This is a genomic window from Nocardioides xinjiangensis, assembly GCF_017916455.1.
Lineage (GTDB): Bacteria > Actinomycetota > Actinomycetes > Propionibacteriales > Nocardioidaceae > Nocardioides > Nocardioides xinjiangensis.
In genome coordinates, this window is record NZ_JAFMSY010000001.1 from 1,107,322 (window position 1) to 1,124,306 (window position 16,985).

Here is a 16,985-nt window from a genome sequence, read left to right on the forward strand (position 1 = left end):
CGCAGGCGCCCGGGGGGTGGCGTCGCGCCGTCGTGCTCGCGACCGCCACGGTGCTGGCCGTGCTGGCCGCGCCGACCGGCGCGTACGCCGACATCGTGTCCAACACCGTCGTCGCGGGCGGCAGCCCGTCGGTCGCGGCGGGCGACACGACGACGATCGGCTACACCATCCGGAACCAGAACGAACGCGCCGGCGACCCGCAGGGCAACTGCAATCCCGCCGACAGCACGCCTGCGACCGTGAAGGTCAACGTGCCCGCGGGTGTCACCGTCGCGCCGGCCAGCCGGACGTTCACCAGCTGTGACACCACGCAGTTCTTCGACTTCACCTCGGCCACGCCGGGGACCTACTCGATCTCGGTGTCGGTGACCGACTCCGGCACCGGCACCTACACCACCAGCGGTGCCGCCTTCAGCCTGACCGTCACCAAGCCGGTCGTGGTCAACACCGCCCCCTCCGTGGCGGTCAAGGGCGTCGCCAACGGCGCCTCCTACGAGCTCGGCAACGTCCCGGCGGCCACCTGCTCGGTGACCGACAAGGAGGACGGCAGCAGCAGCTTCGACGCCGGTCTGGGCCCCGTCACCGGCGCCCGCGCCGCCGACGGCCTCGGCACCCAGACCGCGTCCTGCAGCTACGACGACGCCGGCGGCCTCAACGCGAAGGCATCGGCCACCTACTCCATCGTCGACACCAGCAAGCCGCTGGTGAGCGCCACCGCCCCGGCCCCGACCGAGGCGACCGGTCCGCTCACCCCGGTCACCTTCGCGGCGAGCGCGTACGACGCGGTCGACGGACCCCGTCCGGTGACCTGCACGGCCGGCGGCGCCGCGTACGCGTCCGGCGACGGCTTCCCCGTCGGGACGACGACGCTCACCTGCTCGGCGACCGACAAGGCCGGCAACACCGGCGCCGGCGACCCGATCGCCGTCGTCGTGCGGGACACCTCGGCACCCGAGGTCTTCACCGCGGCCAACAAGGTGGTCGGCAACAACGCCCCGCAGGTGACGTACGACGCCGCGACCGCCACCGACCTGGTCGACGGCACCGTCGCCGCCACCTGCACCCCGGCGTCCGGCAGCACCTTCGCGCTGGGCACCACCACCGTCACCTGCACCGCCACCGACAAGGCCGGCAACAAGGGCGTGGGCACGTTCACCGTGGAGGTCCAGGACACGACCAAGCCGGTCGTCTCCGTGCCGGCCGACCGCACCGCCGAGGCGACCGGCGCCGCCGGTGCCGCCGTGAGGTGGGACGCCGCCACCGCGGTGGACGACGTCGACGGTGCTGTCGCCGTCAGCTGCAGCAGCGCGCCGGGCTCGGTCTTCCCGATCGGCACGACCACGGTCACCTGCTCGGCCGCCGACAAGGCCGGCAACCTCGGCGACAGCTCCTTCACGGTGACCGTCCGGGACACCACCGCCCCGGCTGTCCGGGTGCCGGAGGGCGTCGTCGAGGAGGCGACCTCCGCCGCCGGCGCCGCCGCGTCCTTCACCACGTCGGCGCACGACGCCGTCGACGGTGCGGTCACCACCACGTGCACCCCGGCCTCCGGGTCGACCTTCGCCCTCGGCACCACGACGGTCATCTGCTCGGCGACCGACAAGGCCGGCAACTCCGGCAGCGACAGCTTCGGCGTGACGGTGCGCGACACCAGGGCTCCGGAGGTCAAGGTGCCCGCGGACGTCGTGGCGGAGGCCACCGGTGCCGACGGCGCGGAGGTCGCGTACGGCGACGTCGCCGCCAACGACGTGGTCGACGGTCCGATGAACCCCAGCTGCTCCAAGGCCTCGGACACCACGTTCCCGCTCGGGACCACCACGGTCACCTGCACGGCCACCGACGCGGCCAACAACACCGGCACCGGCTCGTTCACCGTCAAGGTCGTCGACACCACCGCACCCGAGGTGACCACGTCGGCCAACCTCTCGGTGGGCAACGACTCCCCGACGGGGGCCAGGGTGACCTACACCGACGCCGGCGCCAAGGACCTCGTGGACGGCAAGGTCTCGGCGACCTGCGACCCGGCGTCGGGCAGCGCGTTCCCGCTCGGGAGCACCACCGTGACCTGCACGGCGACCGACAGGGCCGGCAACACCGGCCGTGCGAGCTTCACCGTCGAGGTGCAGGACCGGACCAAGCCGGTCGTCACCGTCCCGTCCGCCATCGTCAAGGAGGCGACCGGCCCGAGCGGCGCGACCGTCGCCTACATGGGAGTCACCGCCTCCGACGACGTCGACGGTCCGCTCACGGCGTCCTGCGACAAGGCGTCCGGGACGGTGTTCCCGGTCGGCACGACGAAGGTCACCTGCTCGGCCAAGGACGGGGCCGGCAACGTCGGCGACAACTCGTTCGACGTCACCGTCGAGGACACGACCGCCCCCAACGTGACGGTCTCCTCCGCGAGGAGCGCCGTGGCGACCTCGGTCAACGGGGCCGTGGTCTCCTACGCCGCCGCGACCGCGACCGACCTCGTCGACGGCAACGTCGCCGCCGCCTGCGACAAGCCGTCGGGCACCGTGTTCCCGCTCGGCACGACCACGGTCACGTGCACCGCGAAGGACAAGGCCGGCAACACCGGCACGGAGCGGTTCACCGTCACCGTGACGGCGGCCTGGTCCGGGGTGCTGCAGCCGGTGAACACCGACGGCAGCTCGGTCTTCAAGCTCGGCAGCACCGTCCCGGTGAAGTTCCAGCTGACCGGCGCGAGCGCGGGCATCACCACCCTGCCCGCCCGGCTCTACCTGCAGCGGCTCGGGTCCGCCGCGACCGGCACGAGCATCGAGGCGGTCTCCACCTCGAACGCCACCACCGGGAACCTGTTCCGGTACGACGCCACCAGCGGCCAGTACGTCTTCAACCTCAGCACGAAGACGCTGTCCTCCGGCTCCTACCAGCTCAGGATCGACATGGGCGACGGCGTGACCCGCACCGTCAACGTCTCGCTCAGGTAGCCAGGCACCCGCTCGGACGAAGTCGCCCCCAGGCCACGTCGTGGCCTGGGGGCGAACGAGCAGCACCGCACAGGGAGGTGGACGGCGATGGACACGGTCCCACCGTCGGATCGACCCGGGACGTGCCCGACCTGGTGCACCCTCACCCACGGCCGGCACCGGGGCGAGGACGACACCGTGCACGTCAGCGGCTCGCTCGTGGTGCGCCACACGGTCCTCCGGCTCTGCATGACGGTCGACCCGGGCACCGGCGCGCAGGAAGGGCCCTTCGTGCTCGTGGGCGCGGAGGAGCTCACGCTCCACGAGGCGGAGGCGCTGATCGACGCACTGACCCAGCTGGTCGACCGGGGCGCCGAGGTCAGCCCTCCCGCAGGAGCCTGAAGGCGCTCTCGCGGTCCTTGACCCGCAGCTTGCGCAGGACGCCGGACACGTGGACGCGCACGGTGGTGGGTGACACGAACAGCCGCTGGGCGACCTCGTCGGTCGACAGCCCCTCCCCGAGCAGCTCCATCACCTCCCACTCGCGGGCGCTGAGCCGGGCCGACGCCCTCGAGCGGCGGCTGAAGCGCGGCGTGGCCGGCGAGCGGAACTCGTCCATGATCCGGGCGACCAGCCGCCGCGACATCGCCCCCTCCCCGTCCAGCACGCCACGCAGCGCGTCGACGAGCTGGGTGGGCTCGGTGTCCTTCAGGAGGTAGCCGGAGGCGCCCGCCCGTAGGGAGTCGAAGAGGTCGTCGTCCTCGCCCGAGGCTGTGAGCATCACCACCGCCGTCCCGGGCAGCGTGCGGGCGATCTCCCGAGCGGCCGTGATCCCGTTGCCGGGCATGTGCACGTCGAGCAGCGCGACGTCGGGCCGGTGCTCGAGGGCCAGGGCGACCGCCTCCTCGGCGGACGCGCCCTCGCCGACGACGACGCAGCCGCCGGCCTCGAGGGCCTGCCGTACCCGGGTCCGCATCCGCGCGTGGTCGTCGGCCATCACCACGCTCATCGCACCGTCGCTCACCAGTCCACCTCCACCGTCGTCCCCTGTCCCGGCGCCGACTCGAGGACGAACGTCCCCGGCAGCGCCTGCGCCCGAGCGCGCATGCTCGTCAGCCCGTAGCCCGAGCGCGCGGTCGCGCCCTGCACGTCGAAGCCGCACCCGTCGTCCTTCACCACCAGGCGTCCGCCCGAGGCCGTCGCGTCCAGCGTGACGCGTACGCACGAGGCGCCACCGTGACGCAGGGCGTTGCCCACCGCCTCCCGCGTGATGCGGGCGAGGTGGTGCCGCTGGGTCTGGTCGGCACGCACCGAGTCGTCGAGCTCGACGACGACGCGCGCACCGTGGCGCTCCGCCACGTCGCGCGCGGAGCGGTGGAGGGCGTAGCCCAGCGGCTCGTCGGGGCCGGTGCCGAGGGCGTCCACCGCCGCCCTCGCCTCGTCGAGCGCACGGTCACTGGCGTCGAGGATCGACTGCACTGCGGTCTCGCTCTCGGCGTCCTGGGCCTCGTGGATTCGATGGGACAGGGTGCGTGCCTCGGACCTGATCCACGCCAGCTCCTGCAGCACGCCGTCGTGCAGCTCCCGCGCCAGGCGACGGCGGTCCTCGACGACCGCGAGGTCCGCTCGCGCGGCCCAGTACCGCCGGATCTCGCGCGCGGCGCCGACCAACAGGCACGCGTAGCCGCCGGTCCGCAGCAGGTCGCCGGTGTAGAGCCAGCCGGAGTAGAGCGAGGGGAACACGAGGTAGTTGATCCGCGCGAAGCCGAGCAGCGCGCAGCCGGGCCCCAGCCAGGTCAGCAGCTCCTCCCCGCTCTTCCTCGCCTGCGCGGTGAAGCGCACGGAGGCGTAGAGGAAGCAGCCCGCGACCAGCGCCTGCGCCGCCACCAGGACGGCGTGGCCCCGGATCGCGGGTCGGTCCGAGAGGGGGTGGTCGCGCACGGTGACGGCAGTGGGCAGGCTGTCGCGCAGCACCACCACGAGGGCCGCCGCGAGGAGCAGCGCGAGCAGGGGCGTGACCAGGCCCCACTGCAGCCGCTGCGGCGGCACCGGCCTGTCGCCCACCGACGCCGCCGCGGCGATGAGCAGCGCCGCAGCGGTGCGGAGGGTCACCGGGAGCCAGACGCCGATGGTGGAGCGTGCCTCGACGGGGAGCAGGTGCACCGACAGCGCCACCCCGAGGCCAACGACGGCCAGGACCACGAGGCCGACGGCCAGCAGGAGGTCGCGCCAGCGCCGGGTGCGGCGCAACCGGCCGGCGAGGAGGTAGGCGAGCAGCAGCGCCACACAGGCGTCGACCGAGTCCAGCACGAGGTGGAGCTCCGGGCTGCGGTAGCCGAAGCGGAGGTACGGCGTCCCGAGGATCGCCGCCGTGCACCCCACACCGGCGGCCCAGCCCGCGACCGTGAGCGCGGTCGCGCTCTCGCGTCCCACGTCACGTGTCTGGAGCCGCCCCACCGGCATGCGGGGACTGTAGGGCGACATGGCGCTCCGTCACGGCGATCTTGACGAGATCTTCGATCTCGGTCGACGGTTCCTAGCAGGTCGTCCACCCGTCCGGGCGGGCGGTATGCCCCATCGGCGCCCGGGTACGGGACCGCTTCGACGACCCCGACCGAAGGCGGTACAGCGGAATGAAGGCAGTCACCTGGCAAGGCGTCCACGACATGCAGGTCACCGAGGTCCCCGACCCGCGCATCGAGGAGCCGACCGACGCGATCATCAAGATCACCTCCACCGGCCTCTGCGGCTCCGACCTGCACCTCTACGAGACGCTCGCACCGTTCATGGAGGCGGGCGACGTCGTCGGTCACGAGCCGATGGGCATCGTGGAGGAGGTCGGCCCGGACGTCTCGTCGCTCCAGGTGGGCGACCGGGTGGTGGTGCCGTTCAACGTCTCGTGCGGCTCGTGCTTCATGTGCGACCAGCACCTCTACAGCCAGTGCGAGACCACGCAGAACCGCGAGCACGGCACCGGCGCGAGCTTCTTCGGCTACAGCAAGCTCTACGGCCAGGTGCCGGGCGGCCAGGCGGAGTACCTGCGCGTCCCCTTCGCTGACTTCCTGCCCGTCAAGGTGCCGCACGAGCACCCCGACGACCGCTTCCTGTTCCTCTCCGACGTCCTGCCGACGGCCTGGCAGGCGCTGCAGTACGCCGACGTCCCGCCAGGCGGTACCCTGCTCGTCCTCGGCGCCGGTCCGATCGGCGACATGAGCGCCCGCATGGGCGTCCGTGCCGGTCTCCGCGTCATCTCGGTGGACCGCGTGCCCGAGCGGCTGGCCCGCGTCGAGGCCTTCGGGGCCGAGCCGCTCGACCTCGACGACGCGATGGACGTGGGCGGCGTGGGCGACGTGGTCCGCGAGTCCACCGGTGGCCGCGGACCCGACGCGGTCATCGACGCCGTCGGCATGGAGGCGCACGGCTCCCCCGGCGCCCAGGCCGTGCAGAAGTTCGCCGGCATGCTGCCCGACGCGGTCGCGGAGCCGGTCGTCAAGAACGCCGGCCTCGACCGCCTCGCCGCACTGCACACCGCCATCGACGCGGTGCGCCGCGGGGGCACGATCTCGATCTCGGGCGTCTACGGCGGCTCGGCCGACCCGATGCCGATGATGCAGCTCTTCGACAAGCAGGTCCAGCTGCGCATGGGCCAGGCCAACGTGCGCCGGTGGACCGACGAGCTGCTCGCGATGCTGGTCGAGGACGACCCGTTCGGCGTCGACGCGTTCGCCACCCACCACCTCCCGCTGAGCGAGGCGCCCAGCGCCTACGAGCACTTCCAGAAGAAGGAGGAGGGCATGGTGAAGGTGGTCTTCCAGCCCTGAGCCGGCGCGGTCCCGGCGCCCGTCCCGTCCATGCCGCTCACCCGTCGGCGTCGGCGTCGTAGCGCAGCAGCCCGTCGACGACCCGGGCGCCGGCGGACGGCTCGTGCGGCGTGGTCCTCCCGGTGTGGGCGAGGTGGGCGACGTCCAGCCCCGCGAGCAGCGCGGCCGCGTCGGCGACGAGCCGGCGGTGGCAGCGCCACCACACGCTCTCGCTGCACATGACGACCGTCGTGTCCTGCGCCTCGACGTCCCGCGCCAGGTCCTGCAGGGCCGCGCGGAACTCCGGCGTGCGGGTGTGGGCGGCATACGCCCGGAACGCCTCGACCCGCCACCAGCCGTCGGCGTCCTCACCGCCCCTCGGCACCCGCCGCCGGCCGCCGAGGCGCTCGTCCCAGCGGTGGCCGATCCCGGCCTGCGGCAGCCACGCGGCCATCGCCTCGCCGCTGACGTCCGGGTTGTGCCGGCTGTTCGGGAAGCGCCGGACGTCGACCAGCAGGTCGGCGCCGGCACCCGTCAGGAGCTCGGCGAGGGCGTGCCGGTCGAGGGTGCCGTGCCCCACGGTGAGCAGCCGTCCCATGCCTGCCTCCTCCCGCTCCCCGCCCCTCCGTGCTCGGACACCGCCCCGCTCACGCGACCACGACCTCCACGCCGCGCTCGCGCAGCTGGGTCACGGCGGCCTGCGGCGCGGCACCGTCGATCACCACCGTCCAGCTCGGTCTCACCGGCAGCCAGGCCGGGGCCGGCTGCTCCAGCTTCGACGCGTCGGCGAGGAGCACCACGCGGTCGGCCACCGCGGCCGCCCGCTCCTTGACCCACGTCTCGTCCACGGTCGGCTCGCCCAGACCCCGCACGGGGTCCACCGCGTCCGCACCGAGGAACGCCACGTCGAAGTGGTAGCGGTCGAGCGCCAGCGAGGACAGCGGACCCGTCACTCCGTGGCTGAGCGGCTGCACCCGCCCGCCGACGATCACCACGTCCACCCCGCCGGTTCTCGACAGCAGGAGCGCCGCCTCGAGCCCGCGCGTCACGACCGTCAGCGGGCCCCGGTCCACCAGCAGCTGCGCGAGCGCCAGGCAGGTCGTCCCGGCGTCGACGAACACCGTGCCCCCCTGGGGCACCAGGTCGGCCGCGGCCGTGGCGATCGCGGACTTCGCGGCGAGGTTGAGGCGCTCGCTCTCGGTGAACGACCGCTCGTGGAAGACGTCGCGCGCCAGCGCGCCGCCGTACGTCCGGGCGAGCCGCCCGCCGCGCTGCAGCGTGGCGAGGTCGCGGCGGACCGTGGACGCCGAGACGCCGAGCCGCTCGGACAGCACCTCGACGCTGTCCACCCCCGCGCGCACGAGGTCGACCATCGCGTCGTGGCGCGCCTGCGTCGCGCGTCGGACCCGGGTGTCGCCGGCCACTGGTCTCCCACCCCGGCGCCTGGTCCTCAGGAGCCGTACGTCGAGCGGATGTTATCGACGTACGGCGCGTAGTCCACCGCCGCCAGGTAGGCCGAGAGCATGGTGCCGTGACCGGCCTTCCCGGACCCGGCGATGTCGAAGGCGGTGCCGTGGTCGACCGAGGTCCGCAGGATCGGCAGCCCCACGGTGACCGAGATGGTGCCGTCGAAGTCGAAGGTCTTGGCGGGGATGTGGCCCTGGTCGTGGTAGTGCGACAGCACGCCGTCGTAGCGGCCGACGAGGCCCTGGTGGAACACCGAGTCGGCCGGGACCGGCCCAGCGACGTCCAGCCCGGCGGCCCGGGCGTCCTCGACCGCGGGAGCGAGGTGGACGATCTCCTCGTCGCCGAAGGCGCCGTTCTCGCCGCCGTGGGGGTTGATCGCGGCGATGGCGAGGCGAGGCCGGTCGACGCCGAACACCTCGAGCGCGGTGTGGGCCTTGCGGATCGACTCGCCGACGGACTCGCGAGTCACCTGGTCGAGCGCCTGGCGCAGCGAGACGTGGCGGGTGGTGAAGAAGATGCGCAGGTGGTGGCCGCCGGCGGCGTCGTTGCGCACCACGAACATCGTGTCCTGCTTGGTCACGCCGGTGAGGGCGCCGAGCATCTCGGTGTGCCCGAGGTGCTCCGAGCCGGCGGCCCAGATCGCCTCCTTGTTGATCGGACCGGTGACGATGCCGGCGACCTTGCGGTCCATCGCCGCCTGGGTGGCGACCTCGATCGAGCGCACGGCGGCGAGGCCGGCGCGCTTGTCGACGACACCCCACTCGGGCACGTCGTCGCCCAGCACGCCGGTGTCGTAGCAGTCGATGACACCCTCGGCCGGCTCGACGTCGAAGTCGTCGACGACGCGCACCTCGACGTCGAGGCCCATCGCCTGCGCGCCGCGGCGCAGCGCGGCGGGGTCGCCCACGGCCACGCCGTGGTGGTCGGTGGCGCCGGCCTGGTCGACGAGGGTCTTTGCGGTGATCTCGGGTCCGATGCCCACGGGGTCTCCGAGGGTCAGGGCCAGGACGTGTCGGGGCATGCGGGCTCTCCTTGGGTGCGGGATGTGCGGGGCGTGTGGTGGGTGCGGTGTGGGTGCCGGGTTCGGTGCGTGCGGGTGCGCTGGCTCGGGCGGTCAGGTGCGGGCGCGCGACTCGGCCGCGGTGACCTGCTTGCGGTGCGTGTCGACCTGGCTGCGGAGGTGGTCGAGGCAGGCGATGGTGGTGCGCGCGTCACCGATCAGTCCGCCCTTCGTGACGATCTGCAGGCCGTCCCACGGACCACCGACGAGCGACCCGGAGACGGCCAGCGGCTCGACCTCGTCGGAGACCTCGAGGCCGTGCGAGCCGAGCTCGGCGAGGAGGGCGGCGGTGACGTCGCCGCCGGTGGTGAAGACGCCGTCCACGCGACGCGACTCCAGCGCGCGGCGCGTGGCACGGGCCAGGGCGAGCGGGATCTGCATCGCCTCCTCCGGTGTCGGCGACCAGAGGTCCGACTCGTCGAGGACCGTGGCCAGCACGACGATGCCTCCGCTGCCGGCGTCGTCCAGGGCGTCGTGGAGGACGGCGACCGTGGCGTCCACGTCGGGCACAGCGTGCGTTCCGGGGGTGCGGAACGCCTGGGCGCCGCGCTCGGCGACGAGCTGGCGCAGCTGCAGCCGGGTCAGCTCCGTGGCCGAACCGGAGACGACGAGCAGCGGAGCGCCGGGCACGTCGTCGGCCAGCCCCATCGCGCGGGCCAGCGCCACGGAGGCCGGGCCGGGGTCGCTCGTCGTCCACACCGTGTCGGTGCCGGCGGTCGCCGCGACCGCGGCGGTCGCGACCCGGTCGAGGTGCTCGGTCGTCGTCGCGTCGGCGACGATGACCTCCGCTCCCCGCTCGAGGTGCTGCCTGAGCGTGTCGGCGAGAGCGTCCAGGTCGCCGGTGATGTCCTCGAGGTGCACCGCGACCACGTCGAGGTCGGCCTGCTCGACCAGGAGCGTGACGACGTTCGACGTGCGTACCGGGGTCCTGGCGTCGCGCGCCACCTCGGTGTCCTCGAGGCGGCGCCCGTCGAGGAGCTGGATCGCGCCGATGGTCTGCCGCGCCGCGGCGGGGTGCGCCGGCGCGCAGAGCACCGCCACCCGCGCACCGGTCAGCTCGCGGACGCGCTCGAGCACCTCGCGGGTGGTCGCACCGACGTTGCCGCGCAGGGTGGTGTCGATGCGGTTGCAGACCAACCGCGCGGGCCAGCCCGCGCGGACGACCCGGCCCACGCGCTCGCGCGCCCGGGCCGGGTCCAGGTGGCGGCTGTCGGTGGTTGCCACGACGACGTCGAAGCGCGAGACCATCTCGGCGACGACGTCGGCGTGCTCGCCGGCGCTGGCGGTGGCGGCGCGGAAGCCCGCCCGGGCGAACCCGGCCGCGGCGGCGTTCGCCCCGGTCAGGTCGTCCGCGACGACCAGCACGCCTGCCACGTCAGAGCACCGCGCCCGCGATGAGCACGAGGGGCAGCGACCCGAGCCAGACGGCCGTCGTGATCCCGGACCAGCCGCGCAGGGCCGCCGTGCCCTCGAGGCCGGTGAAGCGGGTGACGACCCAGAAGTAGGAGTCGTTGAAGTAGCTGAACACCATGGACCCGGCGCAGCAGGCCAGCGCGGCGGCGAGCGCCGACAGGCCCAGGCCGTCCACCAGCGGGGCGCTCACCGAGGCCGCGGTGATCATCGCGACCGTGCCGGAGCCCTGGGCCAGCCGCACGAGGCTCGCGATGAGGAACGGGACGAGCACGCCCGGCAGGCTCAGGTCGGCGATCGCCTCGGCGAGCGCGTCACCGACCCCGGAGTCGCGGAGCACCTGGCCGAGCGCGCCACCGGCGCCGGTGATCAAGATGATGAGCCCCGCCGAGGCGGCGGCGTCCGCCATCCAGCCGTGGACCTGCTTGCGCGGCGTCCACCGCGGGAGGAGGACGTAGACGGCGAGCACGATGCCGATGATGAGGGCGACGACGGGGTTGCCGATGAAGGCCAGCACCTCGGCCCACGCGGCGGGGGTGTACTCGTCCTCCGGGCCCAGCGCGCCCTGGCTGTTGCGGTCGACGGCGGTGGCGACCGTGTTGAGCACGATCAGCAGCAGCGGCACGAGCAGCGGCAGGGCGGCGAGCCCGAACGAGATCGTGTGCGGCTTCCCGCCCGCGGGGGGCTCGCCGAGCTGGTGGACCGGCGGCTCGTCGGCGACCGGCGTCCCGGGACCCTCGTCGGTCACGGTGGCCGTCGCGGTGCCCCCCGAGCGCGACGAGCCGTGCACGGCCGCCGTGCCGTAGACGGCCTCGCGGACGTTGTCGTTGAGCTCGCTCTCGAGCTTCGGCCCCATCCACGCGGCGTAGAGGACGACGATCGGCAGCAGGACGATCGAGAAGACCAGCCCGGCCAGGATCAGCCCGCCGAGGTCGGCCCCGAGGATGCCGGCGACGCCGAGGGGCCCGGGGGTGGGCGGCACGAGGTGGTGGGTCAGGGTCATGCCGCAGCCGAGGGCCAGCGCCAGCGTGACGTAGCGGCCCTTGAGCCGGCGGGCGATCGAGCGCGCCAGCGGGTTCATGATCACGTAGCCGGAGTCGCAGAAGACGGGGATCGACACGACCGCACCGGTGCCGGCCATGGCCCAGTGCTCCCGGCCGCGGCCCAGCGCCCGGACGAAGGTCTTGGCCAGCGCGTCGGCGGCTCCGGAGACCTCGAGGATCTTGCCGATCGCGACACCGAGGCCGATCACGATCCCGATCGAGGCGAGGGTGTTGCCGAACCCGGTCGTCATCGAGGTGATCGTCTCGAGCGCCGGCGAGCCGGCGACGAAGCCGGTGACCAGGGCGGCGATGAGCAGCGCCACGAAGGCGTCGATGCGGGTGCGCAGGACCAGGAAGATGATCGTCCCGATGCCGAGCACGAGGGCGAGCAGGAGTTGTGGATCCATCGATTGCCTCCAGATGGCGTGGCTCGCCGGTCGGCGGGCTCACCTCATCCTGACCTGTGGCGACCGTCACAGGCAAGAGTTCTGCGCAACTAAGTTGCGCAATGTGCGCAGTTTATCCGCACCACGCGTGGCTCAGCCCCGGTGGTCGCGATGCGCCACTGGCCCCGGTGCGTGCCGGGGCTCGGGAGTGCGCGACCGTAGCGAACTGTGCGGTTCGCGTGGCGCACGAGCAGCCTCAGCGCGACGTGCGCGTGGAGCGGCGCTCCGTAGCGTTCTTCTCATCAACCACCGATCCCCGCACACGCCCCAGGAGCACCCCGTGACCACCACCGCCGCCGCCACCCGCCGCAAGGTCCTCATCCCCCTCGCCACCCTCGCGGCCGCCGGCGCCATCGCCGTGGGCTCCGGCGCCACCTTCACCTCCACCACCGGCAACACCGCCTCCGCCGTCACCTCCGGCACCCTCAAGCACACCAACTCCAAGGACGGCAAGGCCGTCTTCGACCTCACCAACCTCAAGCCCGGCGACACCCTCAACGGCACCCTGACCCTCACCAACACCGGGTCCCTTCCCGCCGCCTTCACCCTCACCGAGGTCTCCTCCACCAACGCCTTCACCGGCGCCAACCTCAGCCTCGCCATCACCGACACCACCACCGGCGCCACCGTCTACACCGGCACCTTCGGCGGCCTCGTCGACGGCACCAAGACCGCCCTCGGCACCTACGCCGCCGGCGACGCCCACACCTACACCTTCACCGTCAAGCTCGCCCAGGACACCCCCAACGCCGACCAGGGCAAGAGCGCCAACGCCGTCTACCAGTGGGACTCCGTCCAGCTCGACGGCACCACCTACAACCAGTGAGTCGCGGCGGGAGCGCTCCGAGCACCCGGCCGCTCCCGCCCACCTCCCGCCCCCGCCGCGCCCCGACGCCCCCACCGACCCCCCTCGAGAACGGAACCGCCCGATGAGCACCGGAGCCTCCCGCTCGGTGACCGCCACGCTGACGCAGTGGACGGTCAACCTCGTCCTCGTCGCCGTCACGCTGGTGTCGGCGGCGTACCTCCTGCCGAGCCTGATGGGCTACGAGCGGTACGTCATCACCGGGGGCTCGATGTCCGGCACGTTCGAGAAGGGCTCCATCGCCATCGAGAAGCCCGTGGACGTGGCGGACCTCGCCGTGGGGGACGTGATCACCTACCTGCCTCCAGCCGACAGCGGCGTGGGAACCCTGGTCACCCACCGCATCGTCAAGGCCGGCCGCAGCGACACCGGGGCCCGCGTGTTCCGGACCCAGGGTGACGCCAACCCCGACCCCGACCCGTGGAAGTTCACCCTCGACGAGGGCACCCAGCCCGTCGTGCAGCTCACGGTCCCCTACGTCGGCTACGCGCTCATCGCCCTGGCCGACCGCGAGACCCGGATGCTCGTCATCGGCGTGCCGGCCGGGCTGATCGCCCTGCTCAGCCTCGTCGAGCTGGTCGGCGCCCTCCGCCGACCCGGCGACCGCGAGGCGCCCGCGCCCGCGCTCCTGCCCGCGGCGGACGGCCACCCGACGGACGTCCCGGCGCGGGTGGCGTCGCCGGTCGCGGCCTGACGCCGCACCGGGCACCCACCGCCCGTCCGGGCCCGTCCGGGCCTGTCCCGGACCCCGCCCCCGGGTCCACCCCAGGGTCCGCCCCGGGTCTCGGACCCGTGCCGCGCGAACCGTGCGCAACCGTGTACCTGGAGGAGGAATCGTGTCGAAGAGGCGTAGCGTGCGCTTGCCTAGCGTTGGTGTCGTGACCAGCCGCTCGAACCTCCTGCTCGCGATGGGCCTCCTCCTGGCCGTCGCCGGCTTCTTCGCGCCCGGCACCTCGACCGCCGCGTTCACCGCCGGCAGCCGCAACGCCGCCTCGAACGTCACCGCCTCGCCGGACTGGACGCCGCCGACCGTGTCGCTGCAGAACCCCGGAAGCCCGGTCAAGGACACCGTCACCCTCACCGCCGCCGCGAGCGACGGCGAGACGGGCGTCAAGGCCGTCGTCATCTCCTACCTCGCGCCGGGCGCCTCCAGCTGGGTCGACGTCTGCACCGCCACCACCGCGCCGTACAGCTGCGCCTGGAACACCAAGGCCCTCGCCGACGGCTCCTACCAGCTGCGCGCCCGCGCCACGGACAACGCCGGCTACGCCACCACCTCCGACGCGGTCACCACCACGGTCGCCAACACCACCCTGGTCACCCTCGGCGACCCGGGCGAGGTCGTCCGCGGGACGGTGCCGCTGACCACGACGATCCACAACGGCGGACTGCTCCCCTACACGGTGCGGGTGGAGTACGCCGTCGCCGGCAGCGGCAGCTGGAAGCAGCTCTGCACGTCGCTGACGGCACCGCACACCTGCTCGTGGAACACCACCACGCTCGCCAACGACTACTACGACCTCCGCTCGGTCGCGACCTCCGGCACCACGACCTACACCTCCGCCGTCCTCGCCGACGTGCTGGTCGACAACCTCGCGCCGACGGTCACCATGACCGACCCGGGCTCGCCGCTGAGCGGCACCCGCACCTTCGAGGCGACCGCCTCCGACGCACACTCCGGCATCGCGTCGGTCGTGCTCCAGTACGCCGCCACCGGCAGCACGACGTACCGCACCCTGTGCACCACCACCGTGGCGCCGTACTCCTGCCGGGTCGACACCACCACGCTCCCCGACGGCAGCTACACCCTCCGCGCGGTCGCCACCGACGTGGCCGGCAACGCCACCACCTCGGCGCTGGTGACGAGCCGCGTCGTGGACAACACCGTCTCCTCGGTCTCCATGGAGGACCCCGGCGCCTTCCTGACCGGCACCGTCGCGCTGACGGCCTCGGCCAGCTCCACCGCGGGCGTCACCTCGGTGCGGATCCAGCGGGCCCCGAGCGGGACCACCACCTGGACCGACGTGTGCACCGACACCGCCGCGCCGTACACCTGCTCGTGGAACACCACGACGGTCGCCGACGGGCTCTACGACCTGCGCGCCGTGCTGCTCGACGGGACCGGCAAGGTCACGACGTCCGCGACGCTCGGCGCCCGGCGGGTCGACAACGCCCCGTTCCGCGGGGTGGACGTCCAGACGGCCAACGGCGGCACCTCGGCCGGCCGGCTCGAGGCGGCGGACACGATGACCTACACCTTCAGCGGCCAGCTCAACCACGGCACGGTGACGTCCGGCTGGACCGGCGCCGCGCTCCCGGTGACCGTCCGGGTGCGCGACGGCAACCTCTACACGCCGTCGCGCGGCAACACCGGCGACACCCTCGAGGTCCTCCGCAACGGTGTCGCGGTCAACCTGGGACAGGTCGTCCTGCGCGGCGAGCACGTCCGGTCGAGCCGGAACGTGACGTTCAACGCGACGATGACCGCGGGCACCGTCACCGTCGACGGCGTGGTGCGCAGCACCGTCACCCTGCAGCTGGGCACCGTGGTGAGCGGCAGCAGCTCCATCCGGACCTCCAGCGCCGGCGGCACCATGTCGTGGACGCCGTCGAACCTGGCCACGGACGTCGCAGGCATGGCCTGCTCGGTCGCCCCGGTCAGCGAGACCGGCGCCCTGGACCGGGAGTTCTGATGGGCACCACGCACACGGCGCTCTCCCGGGCCGCGACCGCCGCCCTCGCGACGCTCGCGATGGTGCACCTCGTGGCCGCGCTGAGCCACGACGTCGTCCCGGCGTACGCCCGCGTCATCCTCCTCGGGACCGGCTGCGCGACCGCGGCGGCGGCGGTGCTGCTGCGGCACGACACCTTCGGCTCCCGCCTGCTCGTGTGGGTCGTCACCGTCCTGTCCGCGGCCGGCGCCGTCCTCGTCGGCACCGTCGGGCTCCCCGGCAGCGTCTCCACCGGCCTGTCCGGCACCGAGGTGCTCGTCGTCGCGCTGGCCTTCGCGACGGGAGCGTTCGCGCTCCTCGACATGCGGCTGCGGCAGGCGTCGGTGGGCGATCGGCCGCCCTATGCTCTGTGAGATGTCACCGCGAGTGCTGCTGGTCGAGGACGACGACACCATCGCCAGGCCGCTGGTCCGGACCCTCGAGCGTGAGGGGTACGCCGTCGAGCGGGTCACCGGCGGGCTCGCCGCCCTGGAGGTGGTGACCTCGGCGCCGCCCCAGCTCGTGATCCTCGACCTGGGCCTGCCGGACATCGACGGGCTCGACGTCTGCCGCCGCGCCCGGGAGGGCGGCTACCCGGGCAGCATCATGATCCTCACCGCGCGCGGCGGCGAGCTCGACCGCGTGGTGGGGCTCGACATCGGCGCCGACGACTACCTCGCCAAGCCGTTCCCGCTGTCGGAGATGTTGGCCCGCGTGCGGGCGCTGCTGCGCCGCAGCGGCGTCGGCCAGGACGGGGCGGCTGGCACCCCGGGAGCGACCCCCGAAGCCACCTCCGCGCCCGCGGCCGCCGTCCCCAGCGCGGCGCCGGCTGCGCCGCCGGTCCCGCCGGCTGCCGCGTCGCCTGCCGCTCCGCCTGCCGCGGAGCCCGCGCCCCGGGCCGCGGCCACGGAGGGGTTCCGCGTCGACACGCGCGCCCGGCGCGTCTGGGTCGGCTCCCGCGAGATGCCGGTGAGCGCCAAGGAGTTCGACGTGCTGGCCCTGCTCGACGCCGAGCCGGGCGCGGTCGTCACCCGCGAGCTGCTGATGGACCGCGTCTGGGACGAGAACTGGTTCGGCTCCACCCGCACCCTCGACGCCACCATCGGCCGGCTCCGCCAGAAGCTCGAGGACCACCGGGCGCCCGCGCGCATCGACACCGTCCGGGGCGTCGGGTTCCGGATGGAGCGGGAGGCTCCCGATGCGTGACCGGCTCGATGCGTGACCGGCCCGACGGATGACCGATCCGATGAGTG

General features: G+C 73.5%; 15 protein-coding genes. 8 read left to right on the forward strand and 7 right to left on the reverse strand.

Translation table 11 applies throughout. From position 1 onward, the window contains the following. Window positions 1-32 precede the first annotated feature (32 nt). Window positions 33-2,951: an HYR domain-containing protein gene (locus J3P38_RS05260; RefSeq protein ID WP_210438773.1), complete on the forward strand. Its 2,919-nt coding sequence runs from the start codon at window positions 33-35 to the stop codon at window positions 2,949-2,951. Window positions 2,952-3,038: 87 nt separating this feature from the next. Further along, complete coding sequence (locus tag J3P38_RS05265) at window positions 3,039-3,332, forward strand: DUF6907 domain-containing protein (RefSeq protein WP_210438774.1); 294 nt, start codon at window positions 3,039-3,041, stop codon at window positions 3,330-3,332. Here J3P38_RS05265 and J3P38_RS05270 read toward each other — a convergent pair. Together J3P38_RS05270 and J3P38_RS05275 are read right to left on the reverse strand one after the other, a co-directional pair. Beyond that, entirely contained in the window at window positions 3,310-3,954 is a 645-nt protein-coding gene (locus J3P38_RS05270; RefSeq protein WP_210438775.1) for a response regulator, read from the reverse strand. The two genes, J3P38_RS05265 and J3P38_RS05270, sit on opposite strands and share 23 nt — an antisense overlap. Then, entirely contained in the window at window positions 3,951-5,393 is a 1,443-nt protein-coding gene (locus J3P38_RS05275) for a sensor histidine kinase (protein WP_210502891.1), read from the reverse strand. The genes J3P38_RS05270 and J3P38_RS05275 overlap by 4 nt, the downstream gene beginning before the upstream one ends. A gap of 170 nt (window positions 5,394-5,563) precedes the next feature. Between J3P38_RS05275 and J3P38_RS05280 the strand changes: the two genes are divergently transcribed. After that, on the forward strand, window positions 5,564-6,751 hold the full coding sequence (locus tag J3P38_RS05280; RefSeq protein ID WP_210438777.1) for a zinc-dependent alcohol dehydrogenase: 1,188 nt from the start codon (window positions 5,564-5,566) through the stop codon (window positions 6,749-6,751). A gap of 37 nt (window positions 6,752-6,788) precedes the next feature. On the opposite strand, the gene J3P38_RS05285 is transcribed toward J3P38_RS05280, so the two are convergent. The 5 genes from J3P38_RS05285 to J3P38_RS05305 all read right to left on the reverse strand — a co-directional run bounded on the left by J3P38_RS05285 (window position 6,789) and on the right by J3P38_RS05305 (window position 12,117). Continuing rightward, window positions 6,789-7,328 carry a DUF488 domain-containing protein gene (locus J3P38_RS05285; RefSeq protein ID WP_210438778.1) on the reverse strand — a complete coding sequence of 180 codons (540 nt, stop codon included), beginning with the start codon at window positions 7,326-7,328 and terminating at the stop codon, window positions 6,789-6,791. A gap of 49 nt (window positions 7,329-7,377) precedes the next feature. Further along, window positions 7,378-8,154, reverse strand: a complete 777-nt coding sequence (locus J3P38_RS05290) for a DeoR/GlpR family DNA-binding transcription regulator (protein WP_210502892.1) — start codon at window positions 8,152-8,154, stop codon at window positions 7,378-7,380. Window positions 8,155-8,180: 26 nt separating this feature from the next. Further along, window positions 8,181-9,218: a 4-hydroxythreonine-4-phosphate dehydrogenase PdxA gene (gene pdxA, locus J3P38_RS05295; protein ID WP_210438780.1), complete on the reverse strand. Its 1,038-nt coding sequence runs from the start codon at window positions 9,216-9,218 to the stop codon at window positions 8,181-8,183. 93 nt (window positions 9,219-9,311) lie between these two features. Continuing rightward, a complete protein-coding gene (locus J3P38_RS05300) occupies window positions 9,312-10,631 on the reverse strand; it encodes a four-carbon acid sugar kinase family protein (RefSeq protein ID WP_210502893.1) in 1,320 nt (439 codons plus the stop codon). Between the two features lies 1 nt (window position 10,632). Next, complete coding sequence (locus J3P38_RS05305; RefSeq protein WP_210438782.1) at window positions 10,633-12,117, reverse strand: GntP family permease; 1,485 nt, start codon at window positions 12,115-12,117, stop codon at window positions 10,633-10,635. A gap of 319 nt (window positions 12,118-12,436) precedes the next feature. On the opposite strand from J3P38_RS05305, the gene J3P38_RS18290 reads away from it, so the two are divergent. The 5 genes from J3P38_RS18290 (at window position 12,437) to J3P38_RS05330 (ending at window position 16,938) form a co-directional block, all read left to right on the forward strand. After that, window positions 12,437-12,982: a TasA family protein gene (locus J3P38_RS18290; protein ID WP_210438783.1), complete on the forward strand. Its 546-nt coding sequence runs from the start codon at window positions 12,437-12,439 to the stop codon at window positions 12,980-12,982. Window positions 12,983-13,085: 103 nt separating this feature from the next. Next, window positions 13,086-13,715 carry a signal peptidase I gene (locus J3P38_RS05315; protein WP_210438784.1) on the forward strand — a complete coding sequence of 210 codons (630 nt, stop codon included), beginning with the start codon at window positions 13,086-13,088 and terminating at the stop codon, window positions 13,713-13,715. Window positions 13,716-13,899: 184 nt separating this feature from the next. Then, window positions 13,900-15,714, forward strand: coding sequence for an Ig-like domain-containing protein (locus J3P38_RS05320; protein ID WP_210502894.1), 1,815 nt, complete (start codon window positions 13,900-13,902; stop codon window positions 15,712-15,714). Next, on the forward strand, window positions 15,714-16,106 hold the full coding sequence (locus tag J3P38_RS05325; protein WP_210502895.1) for a hypothetical protein: 393 nt from the start codon (window positions 15,714-15,716) through the stop codon (window positions 16,104-16,106). The genes J3P38_RS05320 and J3P38_RS05325 overlap by 1 nt, the downstream gene beginning before the upstream one ends. A 1-nt stretch (window position 16,107) precedes the next feature. Beyond that, window positions 16,108-16,938 (forward strand): response regulator transcription factor, encoded by an 831-nt coding sequence (locus tag J3P38_RS05330; protein WP_246849889.1) that lies wholly within the window; start codon window positions 16,108-16,110, stop codon window positions 16,936-16,938. The last annotated feature ends 47 nt before the right edge of the window (window positions 16,939-16,985 follow it).

What these genes read in the sequence shown, in the direction of transcription:
- J3P38_RS05265 (WP_210438774.1), top strand. Translation starts at nt 3,039, where the DNA reads ATGGACACGGTCCCACCGTCGGATCGACCCGGGACGTGCCCGACCTGG.
- J3P38_RS05275 (WP_210502891.1), bottom strand. Translation starts at nt 5,393, where the DNA reads ATGCCGGTGGGGCGGCTCCAGACACGTGACGTGGGACGCGAGAGCGCG.
- J3P38_RS05280 (WP_210438777.1), top strand. Translation starts at nt 5,564, where the DNA reads ATGAAGGCAGTCACCTGGCAAGGCGTCCACGACATGCAGGTCACCGAG.
- J3P38_RS05285 (WP_210438778.1), bottom strand. Translation starts at nt 7,328, where the DNA reads ATGGGACGGCTGCTCACCGTGGGGCACGGCACCCTCGACCGGCACGCC.
- pdxA (WP_210438780.1), bottom strand. Translation starts at nt 9,218, where the DNA reads ATGCCCCGACACGTCCTGGCCCTGACCCTCGGAGACCCCGTGGGCATC.
- J3P38_RS05305 (WP_210438782.1), bottom strand. Translation starts at nt 12,117, where the DNA reads ATGGATCCACAACTCCTGCTCGCCCTCGTGCTCGGCATCGGGACGATC.
- J3P38_RS05315 (WP_210438784.1), top strand. Translation starts at nt 13,086, where the DNA reads ATGAGCACCGGAGCCTCCCGCTCGGTGACCGCCACGCTGACGCAGTGG.
- J3P38_RS05325 (WP_210502895.1), top strand. Translation starts at nt 15,714, where the DNA reads ATGGGCACCACGCACACGGCGCTCTCCCGGGCCGCGACCGCCGCCCTC.
- J3P38_RS05330 (WP_246849889.1), top strand. Translation starts at nt 16,108, where the DNA reads ATGTCACCGCGAGTGCTGCTGGTCGAGGACGACGACACCATCGCCAGG.